Origin of the sequence: Paenibacillus dendrobii (genome assembly GCF_009807035.1) — a bacterium.
Taxonomy (GTDB): domain Bacteria; phylum Bacillota; class Bacilli; order Paenibacillales; family Paenibacillaceae; genus Paenibacillus_AQ; species Paenibacillus_AQ dendrobii.
In genome coordinates, this window is sequence record NZ_WUBI01000001.1 from 1,797,383 (window position 1) to 1,820,158 (window position 22,776).

24 protein-coding genes are annotated in these 22,776 nt (G+C 48.2%); all 24 read right to left on the minus strand.

The genetic code is table 11. The annotated features are described in order from the left end of the window. Positions 1-54: 54 nt before the first annotated feature. The 24 genes from GRF59_RS07785 to fliG all read right to left on the minus strand — a co-directional run bounded on the left by GRF59_RS07785 (position 55) and on the right by fliG (position 22,776). Entirely contained in the window at positions 55-2,157 is a 2,103-nt protein-coding gene (locus tag GRF59_RS07785) for a chemotaxis protein CheA (protein ID WP_160497025.1), read from the minus strand. A gap of 33 nt (positions 2,158-2,190) precedes the next feature. Then, complete coding sequence (locus GRF59_RS07790; protein ID WP_160497026.1) at positions 2,191-3,501, minus strand: protein-glutamate methylesterase/protein-glutamine glutaminase; 1,311 nt, start codon at positions 3,499-3,501, stop codon at positions 2,191-2,193. 35 nt (positions 3,502-3,536) lie between these two features. Next, positions 3,537-4,436 carry a MinD/ParA family protein gene (locus GRF59_RS07795; RefSeq protein WP_160497027.1) on the minus strand — a complete coding sequence of 300 codons (900 nt, stop codon included), beginning with the start codon at positions 4,434-4,436 and terminating at the stop codon, positions 3,537-3,539. Further along, a complete protein-coding gene (gene flhF, locus GRF59_RS07800) occupies positions 4,433-5,848 on the minus strand; it encodes a flagellar biosynthesis GTPase FlhF (RefSeq protein WP_160497028.1) in 1,416 nt (471 codons plus the stop codon). The genes GRF59_RS07795 and flhF overlap by 4 nt, the downstream gene beginning before the upstream one ends. Continuing rightward, on the minus strand, positions 5,845-7,878 hold the full coding sequence (gene flhA / locus GRF59_RS07805; protein WP_160498185.1) for a flagellar biosynthesis protein FlhA: 2,034 nt from the start codon (positions 7,876-7,878) through the stop codon (positions 5,845-5,847). The genes flhF and flhA overlap by 4 nt, the downstream gene beginning before the upstream one ends. 26 nt (positions 7,879-7,904) lie before the next feature. Continuing rightward, positions 7,905-8,993 carry a flagellar biosynthesis protein FlhB gene (flhB, locus tag GRF59_RS07810; protein WP_160497029.1) on the minus strand — a complete coding sequence of 363 codons (1,089 nt, stop codon included), beginning with the start codon at positions 8,991-8,993 and terminating at the stop codon, positions 7,905-7,907. A gap of 22 nt (positions 8,994-9,015) precedes the next feature. Beyond that, a complete protein-coding gene (gene fliR / locus GRF59_RS07815; RefSeq protein ID WP_160497030.1) occupies positions 9,016-9,804 on the minus strand; it encodes a flagellar biosynthetic protein FliR in 789 nt (262 codons plus the stop codon). A gap of 12 nt (positions 9,805-9,816) precedes the next feature. Beyond that, positions 9,817-10,086 carry a flagellar biosynthesis protein FliQ gene (gene fliQ / locus GRF59_RS07820; RefSeq protein ID WP_160497031.1) on the minus strand — a complete coding sequence of 90 codons (270 nt, stop codon included), beginning with the start codon at positions 10,084-10,086 and terminating at the stop codon, positions 9,817-9,819. Positions 10,087-10,114: 28 nt separating this feature from the next. Further along, positions 10,115-10,867, minus strand: coding sequence for a flagellar type III secretion system pore protein FliP (fliP, locus tag GRF59_RS07825; protein WP_160497032.1), 753 nt, complete (start codon positions 10,865-10,867; stop codon positions 10,115-10,117). Further along, positions 10,864-11,400: a flagellar biosynthetic protein FliO gene (locus GRF59_RS07830; protein ID WP_160497033.1), complete on the minus strand. Its 537-nt coding sequence runs from the start codon at positions 11,398-11,400 to the stop codon at positions 10,864-10,866. Before GRF59_RS07830 ends, fliP begins: the two co-directional genes overlap by 4 nt. A gap of 7 nt (positions 11,401-11,407) precedes the next feature. Next, positions 11,408-11,773, minus strand: coding sequence for a response regulator (locus GRF59_RS07835; RefSeq protein WP_127607528.1), 366 nt, complete (start codon positions 11,771-11,773; stop codon positions 11,408-11,410). Positions 11,774-11,800: 27 nt separating this feature from the next. Then, positions 11,801-13,057 (minus strand): flagellar motor switch phosphatase FliY, encoded by a 1,257-nt coding sequence (gene fliY, locus GRF59_RS07840; RefSeq protein WP_160497034.1) that lies wholly within the window; start codon positions 13,055-13,057, stop codon positions 11,801-11,803. Then, positions 13,047-14,045 carry a flagellar motor switch protein FliM gene (fliM, locus tag GRF59_RS07845; protein ID WP_160497035.1) on the minus strand — a complete coding sequence of 333 codons (999 nt, stop codon included), beginning with the start codon at positions 14,043-14,045 and terminating at the stop codon, positions 13,047-13,049. The genes fliY and fliM overlap by 11 nt, the downstream gene beginning before the upstream one ends. 33 nt (positions 14,046-14,078) lie before the next feature. Continuing rightward, positions 14,079-14,546: a flagellar basal body-associated FliL family protein gene (locus GRF59_RS07850; protein WP_160497036.1), complete on the minus strand. Its 468-nt coding sequence runs from the start codon at positions 14,544-14,546 to the stop codon at positions 14,079-14,081. Continuing rightward, on the minus strand, positions 14,543-14,767 hold the full coding sequence (locus GRF59_RS07855; RefSeq protein ID WP_160497037.1) for a flagellar FlbD family protein: 225 nt from the start codon (positions 14,765-14,767) through the stop codon (positions 14,543-14,545). Before GRF59_RS07855 ends, GRF59_RS07850 begins: the two co-directional genes overlap by 4 nt. 56 nt (positions 14,768-14,823) lie before the next feature. Then, positions 14,824-15,642 carry a flagellar basal body rod protein FlgG gene (flgG, locus tag GRF59_RS07860; RefSeq protein ID WP_160497038.1) on the minus strand — a complete coding sequence of 273 codons (819 nt, stop codon included), beginning with the start codon at positions 15,640-15,642 and terminating at the stop codon, positions 14,824-14,826. Between the two features lie 80 nt (positions 15,643-15,722). Beyond that, positions 15,723-16,106, minus strand: a complete 384-nt coding sequence (locus tag GRF59_RS07865; protein ID WP_160497039.1) for a TIGR02530 family flagellar biosynthesis protein — start codon at positions 16,104-16,106, stop codon at positions 15,723-15,725. Then, a complete protein-coding gene (locus GRF59_RS07870) occupies positions 16,103-16,672 on the minus strand; it encodes a flagellar hook capping FlgD N-terminal domain-containing protein (RefSeq protein ID WP_160497040.1) in 570 nt (189 codons plus the stop codon). Before GRF59_RS07870 ends, GRF59_RS07865 begins: the two co-directional genes overlap by 4 nt. Positions 16,673-16,690: 18 nt before the next feature. Further along, positions 16,691-18,142 carry a flagellar hook-length control protein FliK gene (locus tag GRF59_RS07875; protein WP_160497041.1) on the minus strand — a complete coding sequence of 484 codons (1,452 nt, stop codon included), beginning with the start codon at positions 18,140-18,142 and terminating at the stop codon, positions 16,691-16,693. 40 nt (positions 18,143-18,182) lie between these two features. Then, positions 18,183-19,046: a MotE family protein gene (locus GRF59_RS07880; protein ID WP_160497042.1), complete on the minus strand. Its 864-nt coding sequence runs from the start codon at positions 19,044-19,046 to the stop codon at positions 18,183-18,185. A gap of 113 nt (positions 19,047-19,159) precedes the next feature. Continuing rightward, positions 19,160-19,603: a flagellar export protein FliJ gene (gene fliJ / locus GRF59_RS07885; RefSeq protein WP_160497043.1), complete on the minus strand. Its 444-nt coding sequence runs from the start codon at positions 19,601-19,603 to the stop codon at positions 19,160-19,162. Positions 19,604-19,612: 9 nt separating this feature from the next. Next, positions 19,613-20,932 (minus strand): flagellar protein export ATPase FliI, encoded by a 1,320-nt coding sequence (gene fliI / locus GRF59_RS07890; RefSeq protein WP_160497044.1) that lies wholly within the window; start codon positions 20,930-20,932, stop codon positions 19,613-19,615. Continuing rightward, complete coding sequence (locus GRF59_RS07895; RefSeq protein WP_160497045.1) at positions 20,919-21,767, minus strand: FliH/SctL family protein; 849 nt, start codon at positions 21,765-21,767, stop codon at positions 20,919-20,921. Before GRF59_RS07895 ends, fliI begins: the two co-directional genes overlap by 14 nt. Then, positions 21,760-22,776: a flagellar motor switch protein FliG gene (gene fliG / locus GRF59_RS07900; protein ID WP_160497046.1), complete on the minus strand. Its 1,017-nt coding sequence runs from the start codon at positions 22,774-22,776 to the stop codon at positions 21,760-21,762. Before fliG ends, GRF59_RS07895 begins: the two co-directional genes overlap by 8 nt.

Here is a 22,776-nt window from a genome sequence, read left to right on the forward strand (position 1 = left end):
GAATACAGGCTCGGGTAAGCACAACTCAGTACATTTTATATTTAGATGCCTTGTCTATTTTATAAACACATTTGGATCGAGAATCAGCGCTACCTGTCCGTCTCCAAGAATCGTGGCACCTGAAATGCCTTTGATCTGCGGCAGGTATTTGCCAAGGCTCTTCAGAACGATTTCGTTCTGTCCGATAAATTCGTCAATCGCTAGTGCAGCCAGGCGTTCACCTTTATGGATAACGATGATTTCAGTCTCTGCCTCTTCATGTTCATTAAAGTCCTTAATATTAAAGATTTTGCTGAGTGAAATCAGCGGGATATGCTGCCCTCTGAACTCAACCATCTTGTTGCCGTGAACCGTGCGTATTTGTTCTTTGCGTACAATTCCGGTTTCAACAATCGACGAGAGCGGAATAGCATATTTTTCGGATCCCATTTTCACCATCATCGCAGCGATAATCGACAATGTGAGCGGCAGCTGCACCGAGAAGTTCGTTCCCTTGCCCGGTGTAGAATAGATCGTGACTTGTCCGCCAAGCGAGGTGATTTTTGCATTGACGACATCAAGACCAACGCCGCGTCCCGAAACGTCAGAGATTTTTTCGGCGGTACTAAAACCCGGTGCGAACAGCAGTTGATTCACTTCCTCATCGGACATGGCCGATGCCTGTTCCTGAGTGACCACACCTTTTTTAATGGCTGTCTTCAGGATATTCTCACGGTAAATGCCGCGTCCGTCCTCTTCAATTTCGATGAAGACATGGTTTCCACTGTGAAAAGCGCGAAGATGAACGGTACCTGTTTCCGGTTTGCCGCTGCTGATCCGGTCCGCAATCGGTTCAATGCCATGATCCACTGCATTTCTCAGAAGATGGACAAGCGGGTCCCCGATTTCATCAATAACAGTCCGGTCAAGCTCTGTTTCTGCGCCGGTAATGATCAAATCCACTTTTTTATCCAGCGACTTGGCCAAATCACGGATCATGCGAGGGAAACGATTGAAGACCGTATCGACTGGAACCATCCGAAGTTTCATGACAATATCCTGCAAATCGGAGCTGACGCGGCTCATATGCTCAACCGTCTCCGTCAGTGCATGATTTTGAACCTCGCTGGCAAGCTGCTCCAGACGAACACGGTCAATCAATAATTCGCTGAATAAATTCATTAATACGTCAAGACGTTCAATATCCACGCGGATGGTACGGGACGGCGCAGCGCCCCCAGTTTTGGAAGGCGTTTTAGCTGCAGGAGCTTGCGGAGTTTGTTTCTGTCCTGTCTGCTCCTTGGCTTCCGCCTGTGTGGTTACCGCATTCGCAGCTTCTTCTTTCGCAGGCGCTTCTGCAACGGCGGCAGCTTCTTGCGATGCCGAACCAAGCTCGCTCATTTGCTGCAACGATTCCTGATCAAGCTCCATAACCGTGACTTTGTCGATCTCCGACACATTTAAAATTTGGCTTTCCAGTTCTGCAGGATCCTTTAGTGTTATGTAATAAAGAGAGAAGCTGTGTTCAAACTTTTCCTGTTCAATGTCCTGGACGGACGGAGAGGATTTTACGACTTCGCCTGATCTCTCCAGCAAATCAAACACCATATACGCACGTACAGCCTTGAGCTGACAGTTTTCACGTATATGCACATCTAGATACAAGACGCGGTGCCCGTCTGCGATGGATTGATTCAAAACAGAATACTGGAATTCATCCAATTGAATGGCAGCACCGACCTTAGGTGCGGATGCAGAAGCTTGAGCCGCGGCGCCAGTTCCTTTGCCCGACGGATCTTCTCCTCTGACAATCGCTTGTAGCGATGCAACGATCTCGGAAACATCCGCTTTGCCTTCGCCGCCTTCGGTGATATCTTGTACCATGGATTCTAATGCATCCAGACCTTTAAATAACGTATCGAATATGAAATCCTGCATCGCAAGTTTTTCATTTCTGACCAGGTCCAGTACATTTTCCATCTGGTGGGTAAGAGAAGCCATATCTTCAAAGCCCATCGTCGCAGCCATACCTTTCAAGGTATGCGCCGAACGGAAAATAACTTGTACAATCGAGAGATCATTGGGACTACCTTCAAGCAGGAGCATATTTTCGTTTAGTGATTGCAGATGATCGTTGGACTCATCAATAAACATGGATAGGTATTGGTTCATGTCCATTGTGAGACACCTCCTTTATGAGTTCGCTTTCCGTTACTTCACAGCACGGGTTACACCGACTGCGATTTCTTGAAGAGGTAAAACATGGCTTACACAATTCAGCTCAACCGCCGAACGGGGCATGCCGTACACAATACATGTTTCCTCGCTCTCGGCAAAAGTGCTGGATACGCCCGAGTCATACAATCGTTTCATCATGCGCGCTCCATCGCTGCCCATTCCAGTCATCAATACGGCATGACGCCGCAGGGATGTCAGCGGCAGCAGCGATTCAAACAGAACATCAACCGATGGCTTATGGCCATTTAACGGCTCATCGTCTGAAAGAATCAGCGAATATCTTCCGCCTGAGCCTTGAGAAACCCTCATGTGCTTACCCCCGGGAGCAATATAAGCAACTCCCGCTTTCAGAGCCATTCCATGCTCCGCCTCCAAGACCTCCAAAGGGCTGAAGGAATTGAGGCGTTGGGCTAATGACTTGGTGAAATTTGGTGGCATATGCTGCACGATGACTACAGGGGCGGGCAAATCTGCTGGAATCTTTTCGAGAACAGCCTTCAATGCCCTAGGCCCACCGGTGGAACACCCGATCGCCACGATATGCTGAAAGGCATCCCGTTCAATCCCAGCAGCGGGAATCCCCGTTGATGCAGGCGCCGCCGGTGCAATAAATTCCTCGGCGGCAGCAACTTCGCGCTTAGGATTGGGCAGGTGAAGAGCTGATTTTTCTTGCTTCGCCAGGAGTTGGCTCTCCTTCTTTTTCACTAACGGTTCCGATTTTTTCGGAAGAGGCGTTAGGCGTTTGGCCGGCTCCGCCTTGGTCCTGCCCGCTTTTGAGACATTGGCTTTCAAGACGGAAGAAGGACTTGGCAGAGGTTGTACCGATTCTTTCTTTTGCTGCTTCCGCTTCTCTTCCTCCGCACGGAATGCCGCTCTTCGTTCACGTGCATTCATTGCAGCTTTCAACTGTTCAAGCAGCGCGTCCCCGACTTGTTCGATATGCTGGGAATACGTTAAGGATGGCTTGCGGATAAAATCAAAAGCCCCGGATTCCAGAGCAATGATGGTTTCCTTCATCCCCTCCTCGTTAATCCCGGACAGCATGATCACCGGAAGCGGATCTTCAGCCATAATCAGCTTCAAAGCCTCCAGCCCGTTCATTTCCGGCATTTCTACATCCATTGTAACGACATCAGGCTTTAGCCTCGTTATTTTCTCAACGGCTTCCCTACCATTCACGGCTGTGTCTATGACCTGAAATGCGGGATCCTTCTCAATCAGATCCGAAAATATTTTGCGCATAAATGCCGAGTCATCTACCACTACGACTTTGTAAGGCGTCATGCCATTTCACACCCCTGTTCCCTATTACCGAAGAATCATTTTGTTCGACGAAGCCACTTTTGCATGAATCCTTTGATTCCTGTCAAGGCACCTGGTTCCGGGGAAGCCGGTACAGTCATGTAACGATAAGCTAATCGCTGTATATCCCGCGCCGCAGCACAATTCGGAAAAGCCGTTGAAAAAGGAACTTGTTTTTTCACTGCCTGTACAACATGGTGGTCTTCGCTAATGTATCCAAGCACAGAGATCTGGACATTTAAAAATCTCTGTGCCGCCATTATTATTTTATCCGCTGTCTGTATTGCTTCTTTCTCATCCGCTGCGCGGTTGACGATGAGCTTAAATGCAGTCTTTTCATCCTTCGCGCTCACGACTTTGATCAGAGCATAGGCATCGGTGATTGACGTTGGCTCAGGCGTTGTAACGACCAGACACTCGTCCGCCGAGTGAATAAAGTTGAAATTCTCCTTCGACAGCCCTGCTCCAGTATCAAAAATAATATAATCCATTTCCTCTGCGATACCTTCGATTTGCTCGGAGAAATAGTCCAAATCACTTTGCGACAAGGAAAACAGATCCGACATGCCGGATCCGCCTGCGATAAAAGACAGTAACCCTGGACCCCGTTCGATGATTTCATCGATGCGCTTCTCACGACGTAATAGATGGTAGAGGTTGTATTTAGCAGAAACTCCCATCAAAACGTCAATGTTAGCCATGCCGATATCAGCATCAAAGACCAGAACACGTTTCCCTAAAGATTGCAGTGCAAGTGCAAAATTCAACGTGAAGTTGGACTTACCTACGCCCCCTTTCCCGCTCGTCACCGTAATAAGTTTGGCGGTTTTCTGTGTGCTGATGCCTGCCGTTTCGCTGGAACGTTCGCGTTCGCGCTTCATGACCAAATCTCTTAATGTCTGTGCCTGATCTGTCATGTACTCTCTTCTCCCAGCAGTAAGCTGCCAAGGGTCTGATCTCCCGGTAAAATCAAATCATCAGGAACATTTTGACCATTGGTCATATATGAGAGGAGTAATGGATACTCATGAATCAGATTAATAATGGAGCCGTAACTGCCGGTCTCGTCCAGTTTCGTAAAAATAACCTTATCCAGACCGTACTTGCTGAAATGCTCTGTAATTTTCATCATATCCCGCGTTTTGGAGGTAAGACTGAGAACCAGATAGGTTTCACTCTTTTCTTCCGGAGAAAATAAACTCTGGAGCTCGGATACAAGAAGCTCGTTGCGGTAGTTGCGTCCCGCCGTATCCATCAGTATAAGATCACAGTAGTTGAGACGCTGAAGCGAGCGCTGCATATCACCTGGAGATTGGACCACCTCAAGCGGAACATTTAAAATGGAGGCATACGTTCTGAGCTGCTCCACTGCAGAAATCCGGTAGGTATCAGAAGTGATAAAACCTACTTTCCTGTGATACTTGAACAGCTGCTCCGCAGCCAGTTTGGCAATCGTGGTTGTCTTCCCGACCCCGGTAGGTCCCGCAACATAGACGATCTTCGTATCCTGTGCTATCCCTCCGCCAAAACGGTTAGAGAGAAATGACTTGATTTGGTCGCGCATGAATGTTTCGAGTTCAGCCTCATCCGATGTTTTCCCGTTTCGTTCCCAGAACTCATGTGCAGCTCCAATCCATTCTTGGATAATGTCTGCATCGATATCCTGCTGCAAAAGCTGATCCTGTAGTTTCTGCAGCACTTCGGGAAGCGTCTGCTGCATCGCGGATTGACGGGAGATTTTAGCCATCCAGGCCTTCATCTCACGCAATTCCTCCAAAAGTTTGTCTTCTGCTGTAGATCTCGAAAGATTTTCTAATCTCTCATTGTCTTTATTCGGAGGAAAAGATTCCTGGGATTTCACTAAGATTTGCTCGCTGAGCTTCACAGCTTGGCCTTCTTCAAATTCTTTCGTTGCCAATATATCTTCAAGGTTGTTGGAAAAGGAGACCTCTGAACGAGCAGCGACTTCCGGCGCATATTCTTTCTGGTCGGGAGCCGATGTCGTAGAAGCTGCAGCCATTTCGGAAGCTGCGCTTGCAGCATGCGCAGAAGAGGTCAATTCTGCTGTTTTTTTATACGCCTGCGGTACAGCTTTTTTCGGAACGGCCACGGAATTGCGGGCCGCAGCAGGCTGCGGCTTATTGTTCTTGACCTGCTCTTCATTCTCCACCGCCGCGACAACTTCGATTTTCTTTTGTCTGAACAAACCCAGGAAACCGCCGATCTTGGTCTCCTTCGTGCTGAGTATGACGGCATCGCTGCCAAGGTCTTTGCGGATCTGGAGCATAGCTTCAGGCATCGTATCGACCAGATAACGCTTTACTCTCATAAATTCACCACTCCGACGCTTTGAATTTCAACATTTGGTTCCAGTTCACTGTAAGAAAGCACCGGTATATCCTGCATCGTCCGCTCGATCACTTGACGCAAATACATGCGGATCGTGGGCGAAGTCAGCAATATCGGCTGCTGCCCGGATTGAAGCAATCGGTTCACCTGCTCACTGAGCTTTTGATAAACCGTTTGTGTGGACATCGGATCCATGGCCAGATAACTGCCCTGATCCGATTGCTGAACGCTTTCGGCGATTTTCTTCTCCAGCGTAGGACCCACGGTAATGACTTTCAGCGTTTCCCCTTCCTGGGAGAACTGTTGTGTAATCTGTCTGGAAAGTGCTTGTCTCACGTATTCCGTCAATACGTCGGGATCCTTCGTATATTGACCGTAGTCAGCCAAGGACTCGAAAATCGTTACGAGATCGCGAATCGATATTTTCTCACGGAGAAGTTTGGCAAGCACCTTCTGCACATCGCCGATACCCAGAACGCTTGGAATCAGCTCGTCGACAAGGACAGGATAATTTTCTCGCAAATTGTCGACCAGCGTTTTGGTCTCCTGACGCCCAATCAACTCGTGCGCATGCTTCTTAATGAGTTCGGTTAAATGGGTAGCCACAACAGATGGCGGATCCACAACAGTATAACCTGAGAGCTCTGCACGTTCTTTGGTCGTTTCATCAATCCACAATGCAGGGAGACCAAAGGCGGGTTCCAGTGTTTCAATCCCGGAAATGCTTTCGTCATCATACCCGGGACTCATGGCGAGGTAGTGATTTAGTAATAATTCACCGCCGCCCACGTTATTCCCTTTAATTTTTATGACATATTCATTCGGTTTTAGTTGAATATTGTCGCGAATTCGGATAACTGGCACGACAAGACCTAGTTCAAGTGCGCATTGTCTGCGTATCATGATAATCCGGTCCAGCAGATCACCGCCTTGCTGAACATCAGCCAGCGGAATCAGTCCATAACCAAATTCAAATTCGATCGGATCAACCTGCAGCAGATTGATGACACTTTCCGGACTCCGAACTTCTTCGATCTGCTGCTCTTCTTCCTGCTGCTCCACTTCGATCTGCTTTCGTGCCATGTTTTTCTGCATGTTATAAGCTGCATATAAGAGAATTAACGCAAGCGGCAACGTCGTAATGATATGAATCGGAGTAAAGAAACCTAACAGGGCAACGGTTCCGCCTACGATATACAGCAGCTTCGGATAAGACATCAGCTGCTCTGTAAGGTCGCTTGCCAGATTGCCTTCCGATGAAGAACGCGTCACGATCAAACCTGACGCCGTCGAGATCAGAAGTGCTGGAATTTGGCTCACCAGCCCGTCACCGATGGTCAGAACCGAATAAGTCGACAATGCATCGCTAAAGCTTAATCCAAGCATCGACATCCCGATGATAAAACCGCCAACTAAGTTGATGATCAGGATAATGATGCTGGCAATGGCATCGCCTTTGACAAATTTGGTTGCGCCATCCATGGCTCCATAATAATCTGCTTCGCGCTCCACTTTTCTACGGCGCTCACGAGCCTGCTGCTCATTGATCAAACCCGCATTCAAATCCGCGTCGATGCTCATTTGCTTACCTGGCATAGCGTCGAGGGTAAAGCGTGCGGCTACTTCCGCAACCCGTTCAGAACCTTTGGTAATAACGATAAACTGCACGACCACCAAAATCAGGAAGACGATAAAACCAACGGCGATCTGGCCTCGTGCTATCCAACTGCCGAAGGTGGATACCACGGTACCGGCAAAACCTTCGGACAAAATCAATTTAGTAGTGGAGATGTTTAGCGCTAGTCGAAACAGTGTAGTAATTAATAGTAATGAAGGGAAGATCGAGAACTGCAATGCTTCCTTCGTATTCATGGCCACTAGCAGTATCAGCAGAGCCAGTGAGATATTAATGACAAGCAATATGTCCAAAAGCCATGTCGGGATCGGAAGAATCATCATGAGAACGATGCCGATGACACCTAGTAATACCGTAATCTCTTTCATTTTCAATGGCTTCACTGCCTCCGATCCCTGGGTTATTTAACCTTGCCTTTTAATTTGTATACATATGCCAAAACTTCAGCCACGGCCTGGAACAAATCGGCGGGAATGGAATCCCCGATCTCCCCTCTTTGGTACAGGGCGCGGGCGAGAGGTCTGTTTTCCATTGTAATGACGCCGTTTTCTTTGGCGATTTCCTTGATGCGCAGAGCTACAAAATCCTGACCCTTCGCTACAATCTGCGGAGCTTCCATTTGCGAACCGTCATACTTCAAAGCCACTGCAAAGTGAGTTGGGTTAGTAATGACGACATCCGCCTTCGGCACTTCCTGCATCATGCGCTGCATAGCCATTCTGCGCTGGCGTTCCCTGATCTTGCCTTTGATCAGCGGATCACCTTCCATTTTTTTGTACTCATCCTTGATGTCCTGCTTGGACATTCTTATGCTCTTCTCGAATTCATAACGCTGATATAAAAAATCCAGTATAGCCATGGCAAACAGGGCAGCCCCAATCTTCAGTCCCAGATTCATCGTCAGGCCGGCCACGAAATGAAAGGTTTTCTCAATGTTCATTTCCGAGAGCTTGCCGATTTCCGGCAAAGCGCCTGATAAGGTCTGATAGACTAGCAGCCCGATTACTGTGATTTTGAAGATCGATTTCAAAAACTCCACTAAAGATCGTACCGAGAAGATATTTTTAAAGCCTTTAATCGGATTCAGCTTGCTGAATTTAGGCTTCAAAGTTTCTCCCGAAAGCATGAATCCCACCTGTGCCACATTGGCGACTAATGCGACAACGATCGTTGTCACGAATAGCGGGGCTAGCAGAATCAAAATCTGAACGACATATTGCATCGTCATGTTCATGACATTGCCGATGGATACATCTTCATTCAGACGATTTACAAATACATCCTTAAACAGTTCCACGATATGTTCTTTGATAAATCCGCCGAACATCAGCAAACTTAAAAAGGAGGCAAGCAGCACAACAGCGCCGGACAGCTCCTGGCTTTTGGCGACCTGACCTTTTTTGCGGGTATCCTGCCGCTTCTTGGGTGTCGCTTTTTCTGTTTTCTCACCGGCGAACAACTGCAAATCCAGTGGATACCTGTAGGACACTCCTGTCGCTCCTCCATCCCGCTTATGTCGGCCTGTGCCCCATGATCCCCAGCAGCTTCTGCATCGATTCGAACATAATGTTGAACAGATCGCCGAATATGTAAGAAAAACTGGGTACGAGCAGCACCAGCACAACCAAGCCTACGATCACTTTAAGCGGCATCCCAATGACAAACACGTTAAACTGCGGAGCCGTACGGGCCAGGAATCCGAGCCCTAAATCGGTCAGAAATAACGCGGTGACAATCGGCGCCGACATTTGAAAGGCCAGAACAAACGATTGGCCGAATGTTTTGACTAAAAACTCCGAAATACTTCCGTTATACAGCTTGAGAAAGAAATCATTCGACAGTGGCACCCAATCATAGCTGCGAATAATACCGTCCAGCAAAAAGTGGTGTCCATTCATCGTAAGGAACAAGAGTACGGCGAACATATACTTGAAATTCCCCAGTACGGGTGATGACTGACCGGTCATTGGATCAATGACATTCGCAATGCCAAAACCGATCTGGATGTCAATAAACGCACCTGCCGTTTGAATGACCATAAAGAGCATGTAGGCTACAAAACCTAACAAAAGACCTATCAGGACTTCTCTGATAATCAGCAATATATAAGTCATATCAGCAGGAATCTCCTGATGTACGCCATAAGTCAAAAAAACGAGTACGGACAGAAAAAAGCACATACCGATCTTGAAGACATTGGGTACTCCCTTGGAAGAAAGCACGGGAGCTACAACAAAAAAAGAGGTAATTCGACAAAAGATAAGCATGAAGACCGGCAGGCTTTCTAGCAGCATGTTCATAGACCGTACCGCCTACCCGATATATTTGTATAGATTGTTAAGAATATTAAAAGTGAAATCCACCAGAGTCGTCAAAATCCATGGACCAAACAGCAGGATCGCCAGCAGAACGGCCACGATCTTCGGAATGAACGCCAGCGTCTGCTCCTGAATCTGCGTTGTGGCCTGAAAAATACTTACAATCAGACCGACAATCAGACCTAGCAACAGCATGGGTGCGCTGACCTTCAGCACGGTATATACCGCCTGTCCTGCGAGTCCGATAATAAAATCCGAATTCATAACCGGCCTCCTTCGCATTTTTCACGCATCATGTATTAAAACTCATCAGCAGTGACTTGACGACCAGATACCATCCATCGACAAGCACAAACAGCAGAATTTTAAACGGCAACGAAATCATGACCGGAGGAAGCATCATCATCCCCATGGCCATCAGCGTACTGGCGACGACAATATCTATAATAAGAAACGGTATGAATATCATAAAGCCCATTTGAAACGCTGTTTTTAGTTCACTGATTGCAAAAGCAGGCACCATAACCGTAAGGGGAATGTCCTTATAGGTTTTGGGCTTTTCCGTCTTGGTGTATTTCATAAATAACAGCAGGTCTTTTTCCCTCGTTTGCGAGAACATGAACTTTTTCATCGGCTCAGCAGCTTTATCCAGAGCTTGCGTCTGGGTAATTTCACCTTTCAGATAAGGCTGTAGGGCAACATCATTGATCGATGAAAACGTTGGTGTCATCACAAACAGTGTCAGAAACAGGGCTAAGCCTATCAGCACCTGATTGGGTGGCATTTGCTGGGTTCCGAGAGATGTTCGCACAAATCCAAGTACGACCACAATCCGGGTGAAGCTTGTCATCAGCACGAGCAGCGCTGGCGCGATGCTGATGACAGTAACCAGGAGTAAAATGGATAATGAGCTGGTGCTCGGTTTGCCTCCTGAATCGCCCACCTTGATATCGATATTGGGAATGGGATCAGCAAAAGCCGCTGTTATTGCAAGCAAACTAATAACCGATAAAACGATGCAAGCTAGCAAAACCTTCTTTTTCATGGATCCCTCAACCGATCTGTAGTATTGTCTTCGCGAAGAAGCTCCTCCATCTTTTCCTTTCGGGTAGACATTTTACGCAGCTTCTCGTCAAAAACTTCGTGAAAAGATGATGTATCCTCCAGTTCAATTTCCTCCGACACCGGACCTTGCTTGCGAAATCTGGAAGCCAGTTTTTCAAGCAACGGGGCAAGCGGACCTGACTGAGAACTCGATTCTTGCTCAAAAGCCTCCATGATCAGTTTCACTTCCTCCGGTTCCGTGATCTTGTCCACAAGACGGATGTCCTCGCCAACGCCGACCAGATACAGACTGCTGCCGATTTCAATAATCTGAAGGGATTTGTTCGGACCGAGCCCAACAGCACTCAAGGTCCGAACTGCACGACTGGTAAACCAAGTCTTGTTCTTCTTGCCCAGAAAACGGATTAAAAGAATGATCAGTGCAACGATGACGGCCAGAACAACAATGACATACACCAGATATAAGGCATAATTTCCCGGGCTTTGGATCGTATCCTCCGCGGCGCTAATCATGGGAAACCTAAACGCCGAGCGTCTTGTTAATGGCTTCGATAACGCGGTCTGTCTGGAACGGCTTCACGATAAAGTCCTTGGCACCTGCCTGGATTGCGTCGATTACCATTGCCTGTTGGCCCATTGCGGAGCACATGATGACTTTGGCGCTCGGATCGAGCTTTTTGATTTCTTTCAGAGCGGCAATACCGTCCATTTCAGGCATCGTGATATCCATCGTAATCAGATCCGGGCGAAGCTCTTTGAATTTCTCGATTGCCTGTGCTCCATCCTGAGCCTCTCCTACTACTTCAAAACCATTTTTAGATAAAATATCACGGATCATCATTCTCATAAATGCAGCATCATCCACGATAAGAATACGGTTAGCCATTGATTAAAAATCCTCCCTAAATTTTGCTTATTGTAATTTTTGTATTCGGTCCCATTGGCTGAGAATGTCTGTGACACGTACACCAAAGTTCTCATCGATAACAACGACCTCGCCTTTGGCGATCAGCTTGTTGTTTACAAGAATATCCACCGGCTCTCCGGCAAGCTTGTCCAGTTCGATGATTGATCCTTGAGACATTTCCAAGATATCCTTAATTTGCTTTTGGGTCCTTCCTAATTCTACGGTGACTTTAAGAGGAATGTCCATCAATAAGTTTAAATTATTTTGATCGACTGACCCGAATGCACCGGATTGTAGGTTTGAGAACTGCACCGGTTGGACATTCACGTTGCGGTTATGCTGTGTTCCATAGTGTTGAGGCATTCCGTATTGAGGCATCTGCTGGTTCGGATCGTATCCGTAGCCTGGCGTTGTCGGCGGCATTCCCGGAGCAGAAGCTCCGTATCCTTCCTGATGTACAGGAGGCTGCTGCGCGGGCGTTGACGGCTGCTGCACTACCTGTGCAGACTGCACGTTCGCTGCAGGCTCTTCAGCCTGAACCGCTGTCGCCGTTTCCTGAATCACCTGTTCAGCCGGCTCCGTTCCGTGGATCAGCATGTTGACCATATCTTTGGAAAAATGGACCGGAAGGAGCTGCATAATGGTTGAATCGATCAGATCCCCGATCGTTAACCGGAACGAGATTTTAATCAGCGTCTGCTCGGCCGGGAGACTGCTGACTCCATCTCCGCTTGACACATCCAGAATATCGATCCCCGGAGGAGAGATATTCACGAACCGGTTGAAGATCGTGGACATGGAGGTTGCCGATGATCCCATCATTTGATTCATCGCTTCCTGCACGGCGCTGATATGTATTTCATTCAGCTCCTGATCCTCAGGATTGCCTTCTCCGCCAAGCATCAGGTCTGCGATAACCTGAGCATCACGCGTCTTGATCACGAGCGAATTGATGCCTTCAAACCCGTCTACATACGTGACATGAACGGCTACATGAGGTTTAGGAAATTCAGATTCAAACTCTTCACGCGTGATGATCGATACTTTCGGTGTCGTAATCTCCACCTTTTTGCCGAGCAGGGTGGATAGTGCCGTTGCCGCGCTGCCAAAGGTGATATTTCCAATCTCGCCCAGAGCATCCTGCTCCAGAGGAGTCAAATAATCATCAACAGTGCTTCCGCCTGCGCTTCCGGAATAATCCGATTCGGATTGCTTGAGCAAAGCGTCAATTTCTTCTTGTGACAAATATTCGTTACTCGTCAAATTCCTCAACTCCTTCGCTGACAATTTCGTCGATTTGAACGGCTACCCGGTCCTTAAGCGTTCCTGGACTTCCAATGAATTTAAGACGGTCTCCCACTTTGATGGACAGCCCGGTTTCTACCGTTTTGTTCAGGCTAATCACATCTCCTACGCTTAAACCCAAAAATTCGGAGATGGAAATTTGGGAATTTCCAAGCTCGGCAATGATATTTAATTTCGCCTGGCTGATCCGGTATTTCAAAGACTCAGCTTCTTCAGGTACACTGGATTTCTTTTCAGAAACAAACCATTGATGCGCCGACAGCTTAGACATAATCGGTTCAAGCACGACATGCGGTATGCACAGATTAATCATCCCTGTGGTATCCCCTATTTTGGTGCTTAGAGATATGAGTGCAATCGTCTCGTTCGGCGATACAATTTGCATAAACTGCGGGTTCGTTTCCATCGCTTCCATCCGAGGTGAGATGTCCATTACGGTCTTCCATGCCTCTGCCAGACTATCGAAGGCGCGGCTGAATATCCGTTCCATGATCGTAGTCTCAATTTCTGTCAGCGTGTTAATCTTCGTCGGAGCATTACCAACTCCACCCAGTAGACGATCCAGCATGGCATACGCGACGTTCGGATGAACTTCAAGCACCATTCTTCCTTTTAGCGGCTCGGCTTCGAAAATATTCAGAATCGTCATTTTGGGAATCGAGCGGATAAACTCGTCATACGGAAGCTGTTCGACCTGAACTACACTAATTTGGACAAAAGTCCTCAGCTGTGCGGAGAAGTATGTCGTCAAGTAGCGCGCAAAGTTTTCATGGATACGTGTCAAGCTGCGAATATGATCCTTGGAAAAACGAACCGCCCGTTTGAAGTCGTATGAGCGGACCTTTTTCTGGGTATCCTCTTTTTTCAATTCCTCCGCATCCATCTCACCGGACGAAAGCGCGGCCAGCAGGGCATCAATCTCATTCTGCGATAATACATCAACCAATCATCTCACCCCCTTGTAGGATTGTCTTGGGTTCTAGAGCGAAGTTAAAATATAATTCGTAATTTCGATTTGAGTCAGCTTTCCCTCAGTCAGGGTTTTATTGATCAGATTGATCAATTTTGCGCTTAATTGGTCCTTGCCGTTCGAGCCTCTCAGCTCATCAGGCTTGGTATCGGCAAGAGTTTTGATAATAATCGGCTTGATTCTGAACTCTTTGATCTTGTCGAATTCTTCTTTGGATTTCTTATCGTTCAATTGGAACGCAAAATTCATCAATACGATATAATCCTGATCTGCAAGATTGGTCTTGATATCTGTAATTTCAGATGTCATTTCCACAAGTTCATCCGCTGATAATTTTTTCACCTCGGTCGCCTGGGCCGCAGTGTTCGAATTGTTGTTGTCTTTTCCGAGCAACTGGGGCGTAAGCAGAACCACAGCAACCACGATCAGTGTAATAGCCAGAAGTATAGTAATCAGCCAAGGCAGCATTTTCTTCATGAGTTTTCCTCCATTTGTTGCACTTTTATTGTGGCATTATGAACGCCGATTTCCTGATTGTATTGTTTCACCAAGGAAATGACCTCCGCTGCTTTCTCCAAAACGATCATGCGTTTGCCCGTGACCAATGTAATATATGTGTCTGGCGTTTCTTCCACTGTTTCGATAAGCAGAGCGTTCAGCCATAATGGTGAGCCGTTTAACCGGGTAACAGAAATCATAGCAGGCCTCCTATGGAAATGTGGGAGAGGCGAGCCTCTCCCGCTAATTCAATCTACTAACGCTTCAGATTTACGATTTCCTGAAGCACTTCATCAGAAGTCGTGATGATACGCGAGTTAGCCTGGAATCCGCGCTGCGCTACGATCATTTCAGTAAATTCACCCGTCAGATCAACGTTCGACATTTCGAGTTGTCCGGCTACGATCGCTCCGGTTCCAGCTTCGGCATTGTTCGCAGTTGTCGGTTCAAGCTCTCCGTCCGGATTGGCATTGATCGTCATGCGGTACAGATTGCCGCCGATTTTTTCAAGTCCTTCCGGATTAATCACTTTGGCCACGCCGAGTTTGATATTCGTATCGTTCTCGCCATCTGCCAGCTTCTGCACAATGGTTCCATCCTGGGAGATGGAGAACGCTGTAGCATCGTCATTCAATGTAATAGGCTCTCCTTCAGAGTCGCACACATAAAGACCGTCCGAAGTTACGAGATGCTTTTGCGCATCCACATGAAAATCGCCGGCACGCGTCAGGAAAGGTACGTCTTGATCCCCATTCAGTTTGACCAGGAAAAATCCGTCCCCGTCAATCCGCACATCGGTAGGATTATTCGTCGTCATCGCACTGCCGCCCAAGTGAACGGTATCGATGGAGCCTACCGAAACCCCGAGGCCGATTTGCTTGGAGTTCACGCCGCCTTGCTCGGTATCATTCGGCGCAGTGACCCCCGAAACCGTCTGGCTCATCACATCTTTGAACATGACGCGGCCGGATTTGAAGCCGATCGTATTCACGTTTGCGATGTTGTTCCCGATAACATCAAGCTTGGTTTGAAAACCGCGCATGCCTGAAACGCCTGAATACATAGATCTCAACATTGAAAATTTCCTCCTCTAATAGGTCATGGACCGCATCTGGCGATCAGCAGTCCACTGGCTCTCCTGTCGGGCCAGCCAGGTCAAGATATGACAACCGCACTATCAATTTGAGTAAAAACATTGTCTTTCATCGAGTTTCCGTCCATCGCCGTCACAACGGTGCGGTTCGCTACATTTACAATGAGCGCCATGTCCTTCATCAGGATCAGCGATTCTTTACTTCCTTTGGCAGCCGCTTTATCGACAGCGCTCTGAATCTGGGCCAATTGTTCACCCTTCAGTTCAATGCCTCTTTGTTCCAGCCTCTTGGCCGCATGATTGCTGAATTTCAGCAGTTCGTCCTTGAATATCTGGTTAAACGAGGTTTGAGATGTTTCCTGTTGCGAACTCCGCTGGGCTGCATTCTGTGCTGCAGGATATATCTTGGATGGATATAGCTGCCCGATCGTCAAGCGTTCGCTCATATGGATTCACCGCTTCCGGGCGTACTCGTGTCAGTCGGTGTTGACTCGCCATCCGTTGAAGGATCCGCAGGATCGGCCGGATTCGCTGGATCTACAGGTGTTGATGTGTCTTCTTTTGGTGCATCTTTGATCTCAATCACCTTCGTGAGTGGTATTGCCGAAGAACCTACCGCCGCGTATTGCACGCCATCCTTAACCAATATGGAGTCGACAATGCCGGACTTCAGTTCGCCCGTTCCACCGTCGGTGCCATTTTCCGAACTTCCGGAGTCCAGCCATGTGATTTCTTTGCCTATCAAGCCTGATACATTCCCGAGAGACTGGTTCATTGCGGTCAATTGATTGGAAATGTTCATGAGCTGCTCTACCGAGGAGAACTGTGCCATTTGGGCGATGAATTCCTTGTCTTCCATCGGCTGCATTGGATCCTGATTCTGCAGCTGCGTAATCAGAATGCTGAGAAACTGGTCTTTACCCAGCGTTTGCGTTTTGGTACTGGCCCGTGCTACATTCGATGCCGAATAATTTGGCCAAATATTGGGTGTGGAAAAGTTTTCAGATGCCATCGTTTTTCACCTCCGTCTTTATGCCTTAGCCGTAAACGTGTTTCCGGCATCGGCTTGTTCCTGTTCCGCCAGCCATTCGTTCAGCTCATCGCCGAGTTCAGCAATTTTGAGAGCATCATCGGTCGGTGCTTCTTTTTCCTTGGAACGGCGATTGGATTGCTGCTGTCCCGGTCCCGATTGACGACCGTCCTGATACATTTGCGATTGAAGCGACTGATTATGGGTGACGACAAGCTTTTCAACCTGCACGCCTTGCGTTTGCAGCGAGGAACGCAGCTGACTCATCTGCTGTTCCAGCAAATCTTTTGTCGCCGCATGCTCGGCCGTAAACTGGGCTACCAGTTGGCCATTTTGCATGGTCAATTTGATATCCACCTGCCCCAGACGTTCCGGGTATAAGGTGATCCTTGCCTCCGAAATGCCCTGTGCCTTGACAAAGTCCAGCTTATTCACGACAAAACCGGTCATTTCTTCGGAAAACTTCTCAACAGGTACGGGAGCCGTACTCTTGACCGAAGAGTTAATCCCTTGTCTAAGCACCAGTTGGCCTGCCGTAATCGTGTTTTGAGTGCTGAATACATCGCTTGCAGGCTCTTGCTTCTCGGTCGTTGCCGCTTGTTTCACCGCTGCTTGTTCGCCCTTGAACAAAGAGCTCAGCGAGTGATCAGAAGATGCGTTTTTGGCGATCGGCGAAACCGTCTGCTGACTGTTGTTCAATCCGCTGCTATCTTGGCTTTGTTGAATGAAATCCAGCAGCGTACTCAAACGCTTTGCCTCTGTTCCAGTCAAGGAAGCACTTGGTTTCAAGGGATTCCCCTGCGGTAACACATTGGACTTTTCTGTTTGTTTCGGCTGCACCATAGCTACATCGCCCATAATGTCCTGAAAGGATTGCAGAAGCTGCATCGCCTGAAGGGGAGCATCTCCGTTCCCTTCAGTTTTTTGAAGCATGGAAACCAGCTGGGCCAGACCGTCCTGAAGCACAAAGCGGATTGTCGCAGGGTTCTCGGACAACGGTCCTGTCAAAGCACTTGCATTCTCTTCCACGGTTTCATTCCCGCCCGGATTTGCTTGACTTAACAGATTCTGAATTTGCTGAAGCCAACCTTGGAGCGCTGCGAGCAGCTCCGGATCCGCTGCCACTGCTTCATCCAGCTTGTCCGTATCGCCCAGCATACTTTGCAGGAGTTTCATCAGATCCTCACCATTGCCGTCCGCATCATCGCCGGATGAGCTCAGCCCTGCTAGTTTCATCAGACCCTCCAGCAGAGTGCCTGCACCAATCATGGCTCCAGCACTGTTTGGTGCTGCTTCCCCGGACATCATTTGCTCCAGTGACTGGTTAAACGCGCCGCCTGCAGCGCTTACTCCAGCTGTACCTGTCGTTCCAGCCGCTGGTTTGGTTCCTGCAGCTGTGGCTTTGCCGCTTCCTGTACTGCCGCTAGCAATATTCTGAAATACGAGACTCATATTTTTTCACCTCCTTTCCATAGAAGATCGGCTATAAATACTATTTGCTCATCAGTTTGTTCAAAATGACGGCCGTGGTTTTGGCATCCTGAGTGCTCATAGCATCCAATATGCCGGAACGGGTTGCATCATCCACGGAGTTCAGAATGGTCAATACTTTCTCCGGTGAAATTTTATAAGTCGACAAAAGCAGTCCCGCAGCACTCTTGGCTGGCATACTTGCAAAAGTCTGACTGATTTGGGATTTATCCAACCCGGAAGTCGAAGCCGACTTTTGAGTTGTCGTATCCTTATCTATCCGGGATTGCAAGGCTGCTATTGCCAGATCGCTTGAGGAAACTGCATCCTTGAGCTTCATGGACACGTCGGCTGCCATTTTGGGATCCATTTTTGCCAGGATCGCCATTCTGTTGTCATTCTTCATAGCGCTGAGCAGTTGAACCATTTCATCCATGGTCATATTCTGCATAATCGGCGCTGCTTTGCTTGGACTCATGTCAGAGTACATTTTGGCCAAATCTTTAATCTGCTTCTCGTAAGGATCCGCATTCGGATCAGTACCATCAGCCGAAGCATTTTCCGCGGGTTTCTGGGCCGAGTCAAGCTGTTCCTGTACGCTCTTCAGCTTCTGATCCTGCTGAGCTTTTTCCTCCTTGGATTTCTCCAAGTCGGCATCTTTGGAAGCCAGTTTGCTCTTCAGCTCATCAATTGTGGCATTGGCACTCTTGACCTGATCCTTCGCATCCTGAAGCTTGGTTTTTTCAGGATCCTTCACCGGATCGGGGACCCAGTTTCTCACAATCGGAATTTTGTCCGCAAACTCCAGCATATTGTTTCGAATATCTACATTAAACAAGGTAAGAAGGACGCCGATCAGGACAACCGTAAAAATGATAGGTATCATAAAAAACAGAAACCTCTCAAATCCTCCTGCAGATTCCTTTTCTACCTCAAAATCTTTCTCTGCCACAATCCATCCACCCCCGAGGCAACAGCTTGGTATCGATTAGGTTCCATTTATCTCGCCTTCATGGCGAACCTTACTGTTGCCATTTCATCCAGTTCACTCTGTTCCCTCAGGAGCATGCTTTGCTGAAAGGAACTTTTGGCCTTATCCCTTGCCTTGAGCCAGACCTTTTCGTCCAGCATCTTGTGGGACAACTGCTTTTTCTTCATTTGGACATTGACGTTTGCCTGCTGCACATCGGAATGCTTTCTTACGATGCACTGCTCCAGGTGCTCGACATACATTTGAAATTCCCGAATTTTCGATACCGGCGCTCTCTGCTCGGCAGCCTCCTGAAGCTCGTTTGCCATCCGCTCCCTGTTATGAAGCAGCTCGCCCAGGGACTTTTCTTCCGCCTGCAATTCCCCGATCGCACTTGAGAGCATCCATTCGGCCTGTGTTTTCTCGTTTCCCTTTAAATCAACGATTTTCTGGAACGCATACTGAAATCTCATCCCTTAAGGTCATCTCCTTGAAAATTCGGAAATCAAACGTTCTTGTACCTGGTCCAGCGTTACCTTTTCATTCACCTTCTGACGCGTGAAATCCCAAATGTCCTGGATATAATCCATCGACTCATCAATTTGCTCATTCGAACCTTTTTGATAGGCACCGATATTGATCAGGTCTTCAGAATCCTTGTAAACCGCCATCAGACGCTTCAAGTTCTCCGCAGCTTCAATCTGCTCTTCCGGAGCGATGTCTTTCATCACCCGACTGATGCTGGACAGAACGTCTATGGCCGGGAAATGTCCTTTATTGGCGATATTCCGGTCAAGAACGATATGTCCATCCAATATCCCGCGAACGGCATCGGCAATGGGTTCATTCATGTCATCACCGTCTACAAGCACCGTATAAAAGGCCGTAATCGAGCCCGTAGGTCCCGTTCCTGCTCGCTCCAGCAGTTTGGGCAAACTAGCGAACACCGAAGGAGTATACCCTCTCATCGCCGGCGGTTCACCGATAGCCAGACCTACTTCACGCTGAGCCATGGCATAGCGCGTCACGGAATCCATCATCAACATGACATTCATGCCTCTATCCCGGAAATACTCCGCGATGGTTGTTGCAATCACGGCCCCTTTGATTCTTACCAGCGCCGGCTGATCTGAAGTAGCAACGATGACGACGGAGCGTTGAAGACCTTCAGGCCCCAAATCTCTTTCAATAAAATCAAGAACCTCTCGGCCCCGTTCTCCGATGAGCGCAATTACATTGACATCAGCCGAAGTGTTGCGGGCAATCATGCCCATTAATGTACTCTTGCCGACCCCTGAGCCCGCAAAAATACCAACCCGTTGACCTTTGCCGATGGTAAGGAGACCGTCGATAGCTCTTACTCCGATGCTGATCGGTTCCTTGACTCTCGGCCGATTCAATGGATTGGAAGGTTCATTGTATGTCGAGCTGTATGGCATCCGCGTCGGAATAAGAGATCCGTCGAGCGGTTGTCCGAGACCATCAAGCACTTTACCCAAAAGTTCTGATCCCACCTGCACACTCAGCGGCTTCCCGGTACCTACGACATCACAGCCCGGACCAATCGAGTGGAGCTCGCCTAGCGGCATCAGCAGCACTTTATTATCCCGGAACCCGACTACTTCGGCTTGAAGGGGCTTTGCGCTTTTGGTCGGATAAATATAGCAAACATCGCCCACGCTGGCGTCCGGACCTTCCGATTCCACCATTAAGCCAATAACCTGGGTTACTTTACCGTTGACTCTCACCGGATCCAAATTCCGCAGATGCTCCATGTATCGTCCGCTGTTAAGCATCTTCATCCTGGTCTCTACGCTCCTCGTCATCCAGTGCGATCCGGATCAGCTCTTTCTTGATCTCGGTCAGCTGAGTATCAATTCTCGCATCCACGCTTCCGAAGGAAGAACGGATCACGCAGCCGCGGTCATGTACTGTCGAATCCGGTAATATCTGCAATTCCGCCTGCGAGTCTATTGCCGCACCAAGTTCTTCTCTTGCCGCTTGTACGAAAGCGAAATGCTTCGGTGCAACGCATAACGTGATAACGCCTTGCTCCCTTTTGCGGGATAAGTTGCTTTTGATCAGATCAATCACGTAATCGGATTCCACCGTCAATTGCTTATCGATCACTTTTTCAGCGATGGCGCAACTCAGATCCACCAAAAACGGCTCAGCTTCCTGAACAATTTGTTCTTTCATTAAATAAGCTTGCTTCAATACCGTTTGAGCCTCATCCATCATACGGGATATTTGCTCCTGCAAATCCGCGAGAGCCTTCTCAGACCCTTCACGATATCCCGTGTCATACCCTTCCGATTGAAGCGCTTCGACCAAATGTTCATCCTGAAGCCTGCGATCTTGCCACCAGCCGTCAATTTGCTCGTTTGCCTCCGCCAGTATACGTTCTGCTTCGTCGGAAGCCTCGCGAAGCTGGCGTTCAGCGAACTCGCGCGCATCCTCCAGCATTTCTTTGCTCAGTCGTTTGGATTCCTCGTCCGCCTGGATTTCTTTGGTCTCTTCCATTGTCCGGTCTTCAAAAAACACATTTTCATCTGAAGAAACATAGCGGTGTCCCAAATCCAGCTTTTTGAGTGCCTCCAGAGGCACATACTGGGAAGATTTAATCAAATTAGACAATGATGTCATCCCCTCCGCCACGAGCGATAATAATCTCACCGGCTTCTTCCAGTCTGCGGATCGTGCCTACGATGCGGGTTTGAGCTTCTTCCACGTCACGCAGCCGCACAGGCCCCATGAATTCCATTTCTTCCTTGAAGGTTTCGGACATGCGTTTGGACATATTGCGGAAAATGACATCCCGCACTTCCTCGCTTGCGACTTTGAGTGCAAGCTGCAGATCCGCACTTTCCACATCGCGGATAATCCGTTGAATGGAACGGTTGTCCACATTGACGATATCTTCGAAAACGAACATCCGTTTTTTGATTTCTTCGGCCAGTTCCGGATCCTGAATTTCCAGAGAATCGAGAATGGTTCTTTCCGTCCCGCGGTCGACGCCGTTCAAAATTTGCACGATCGATTCGATGCCGCCTGCGTTCGTGTAGTCTTGCGTTACCGTAGCAGAGAGTTTTTGTTCCAGAACTCTCTCCACCTGGGAAATGACCTCAGGAGATGTGCTGTCCATGACAGCTATTCTTCTTGCTACATCCGCTTGCTTGTCTTGAGGCAACGATGACAGAATGGCTGCCGCTTGCTCAAACTGCAGATAAGAAAGTACGAGTGCAATCGTCTGGGCATTTTCATTCTGGATAAAGTTCAAAATCTGATTCGGATCGGCTTTGCGAGCAAAATCGAAAGGTCTAACCTGCAATGTCGCGGTCAAGCGGCTAATAACTTCAATCGCTTTTTGCGAACCAAGCGCTTTCTCCAAGATTTCCTTCGCGTAATTAATGCCGCCTTGCGATATATATTCCTGAGCCAGACAGATTTGATGAAATTCTGCCAAGATCATTTCTTTTTCCATGCTGTCCACTTTACGGACATTGGCAATTTCTAATGTAAGTTGTTCGATTTCTTCATCCCTAAGATGCTTGAAAATTTGAGCCGAAACTTCCGGGCCCAGGGTAATGAGCAGGATCGCCGCTTTTTGCCGTCCGCTCAGCCCCTGGCTGTTTGGTTTTACCAA

Excerpts from the sequence above, each read along its gene's own strand:
- GRF59_RS07785 (WP_160497025.1), bottom strand. The coding sequence starts at position 2,157 with ATGGACATGAACCAATACCTATCCATGTTTATTGATGAGTCCAACGAT.
- GRF59_RS07790 (WP_160497026.1), bottom strand. The coding sequence starts at position 3,501 with ATGACGCCTTACAAAGTCGTAGTGGTAGATGACTCGGCATTTATGCGC.
- GRF59_RS07795 (WP_160497027.1), bottom strand. The coding sequence starts at position 4,436 with ATGACAGATCAGGCACAGACATTAAGAGATTTGGTCATGAAGCGCGAA.
- flhF (WP_160497028.1), bottom strand. The coding sequence starts at position 5,848 with ATGAGAGTAAAGCGTTATCTGGTCGATACGATGCCTGAAGCTATGCTC.
- fliR (WP_160497030.1), bottom strand. The coding sequence starts at position 9,804 with ATGAACATGCTGCTAGAAAGCCTGCCGGTCTTCATGCTTATCTTTTGT.
- fliQ (WP_160497031.1), bottom strand. The coding sequence starts at position 10,086 with ATGAATTCGGATTTTATTATCGGACTCGCAGGACAGGCGGTATATACC.
- fliP (WP_160497032.1), bottom strand. The coding sequence starts at position 10,867 with ATGAAAAAGAAGGTTTTGCTAGCTTGCATCGTTTTATCGGTTATTAGT.
- GRF59_RS07830 (WP_160497033.1), bottom strand. The coding sequence starts at position 11,400 with ATGATTAGCGCCGCGGAGGATACGATCCAAAGCCCGGGAAATTATGCC.
- GRF59_RS07835 (WP_127607528.1), bottom strand. The coding sequence starts at position 11,773 with ATGGCTAACCGTATTCTTATCGTGGATGATGCTGCATTTATGAGAATG.
- GRF59_RS07850 (WP_160497036.1), bottom strand. The coding sequence starts at position 14,546 with ATGAAGAAAATGCTGCCTTGGCTGATTACTATACTTCTGGCTATTACA.
- GRF59_RS07855 (WP_160497037.1), bottom strand. The coding sequence starts at position 14,767 with ATGATTTCTGTTACCCGGTTAAACGGCTCACCATTATGGCTGAACGCT.
- flgG (WP_160497038.1), bottom strand. The coding sequence starts at position 15,642 with ATGTTGAGATCTATGTATTCAGGCGTTTCAGGCATGCGCGGTTTTCAA.
- GRF59_RS07865 (WP_160497039.1), bottom strand. The coding sequence starts at position 16,106 with ATGAGCGAACGCTTGACGATCGGGCAGCTATATCCATCCAAGATATAT.
- GRF59_RS07870 (WP_160497040.1), bottom strand. The coding sequence starts at position 16,672 with ATGGCATCTGAAAACTTTTCCACACCCAATATTTGGCCAAATTATTCG.
- GRF59_RS07875 (WP_160497041.1), bottom strand. The coding sequence starts at position 18,142 with ATGAGTCTCGTATTTCAGAATATTGCTAGCGGCAGTACAGGAAGCGGC.
- GRF59_RS07880 (WP_160497042.1), bottom strand. The coding sequence starts at position 19,046 with ATGATACCTATCATTTTTACGGTTGTCCTGATCGGCGTCCTTCTTACC.
- fliJ (WP_160497043.1), bottom strand. The coding sequence starts at position 19,603 with ATGAGATTTCAGTATGCGTTCCAGAAAATCGTTGATTTAAAGGGAAAC.
- fliI (WP_160497044.1), bottom strand. The coding sequence starts at position 20,932 with ATGAAGATGCTTAACAGCGGACGATACATGGAGCATCTGCGGAATTTG.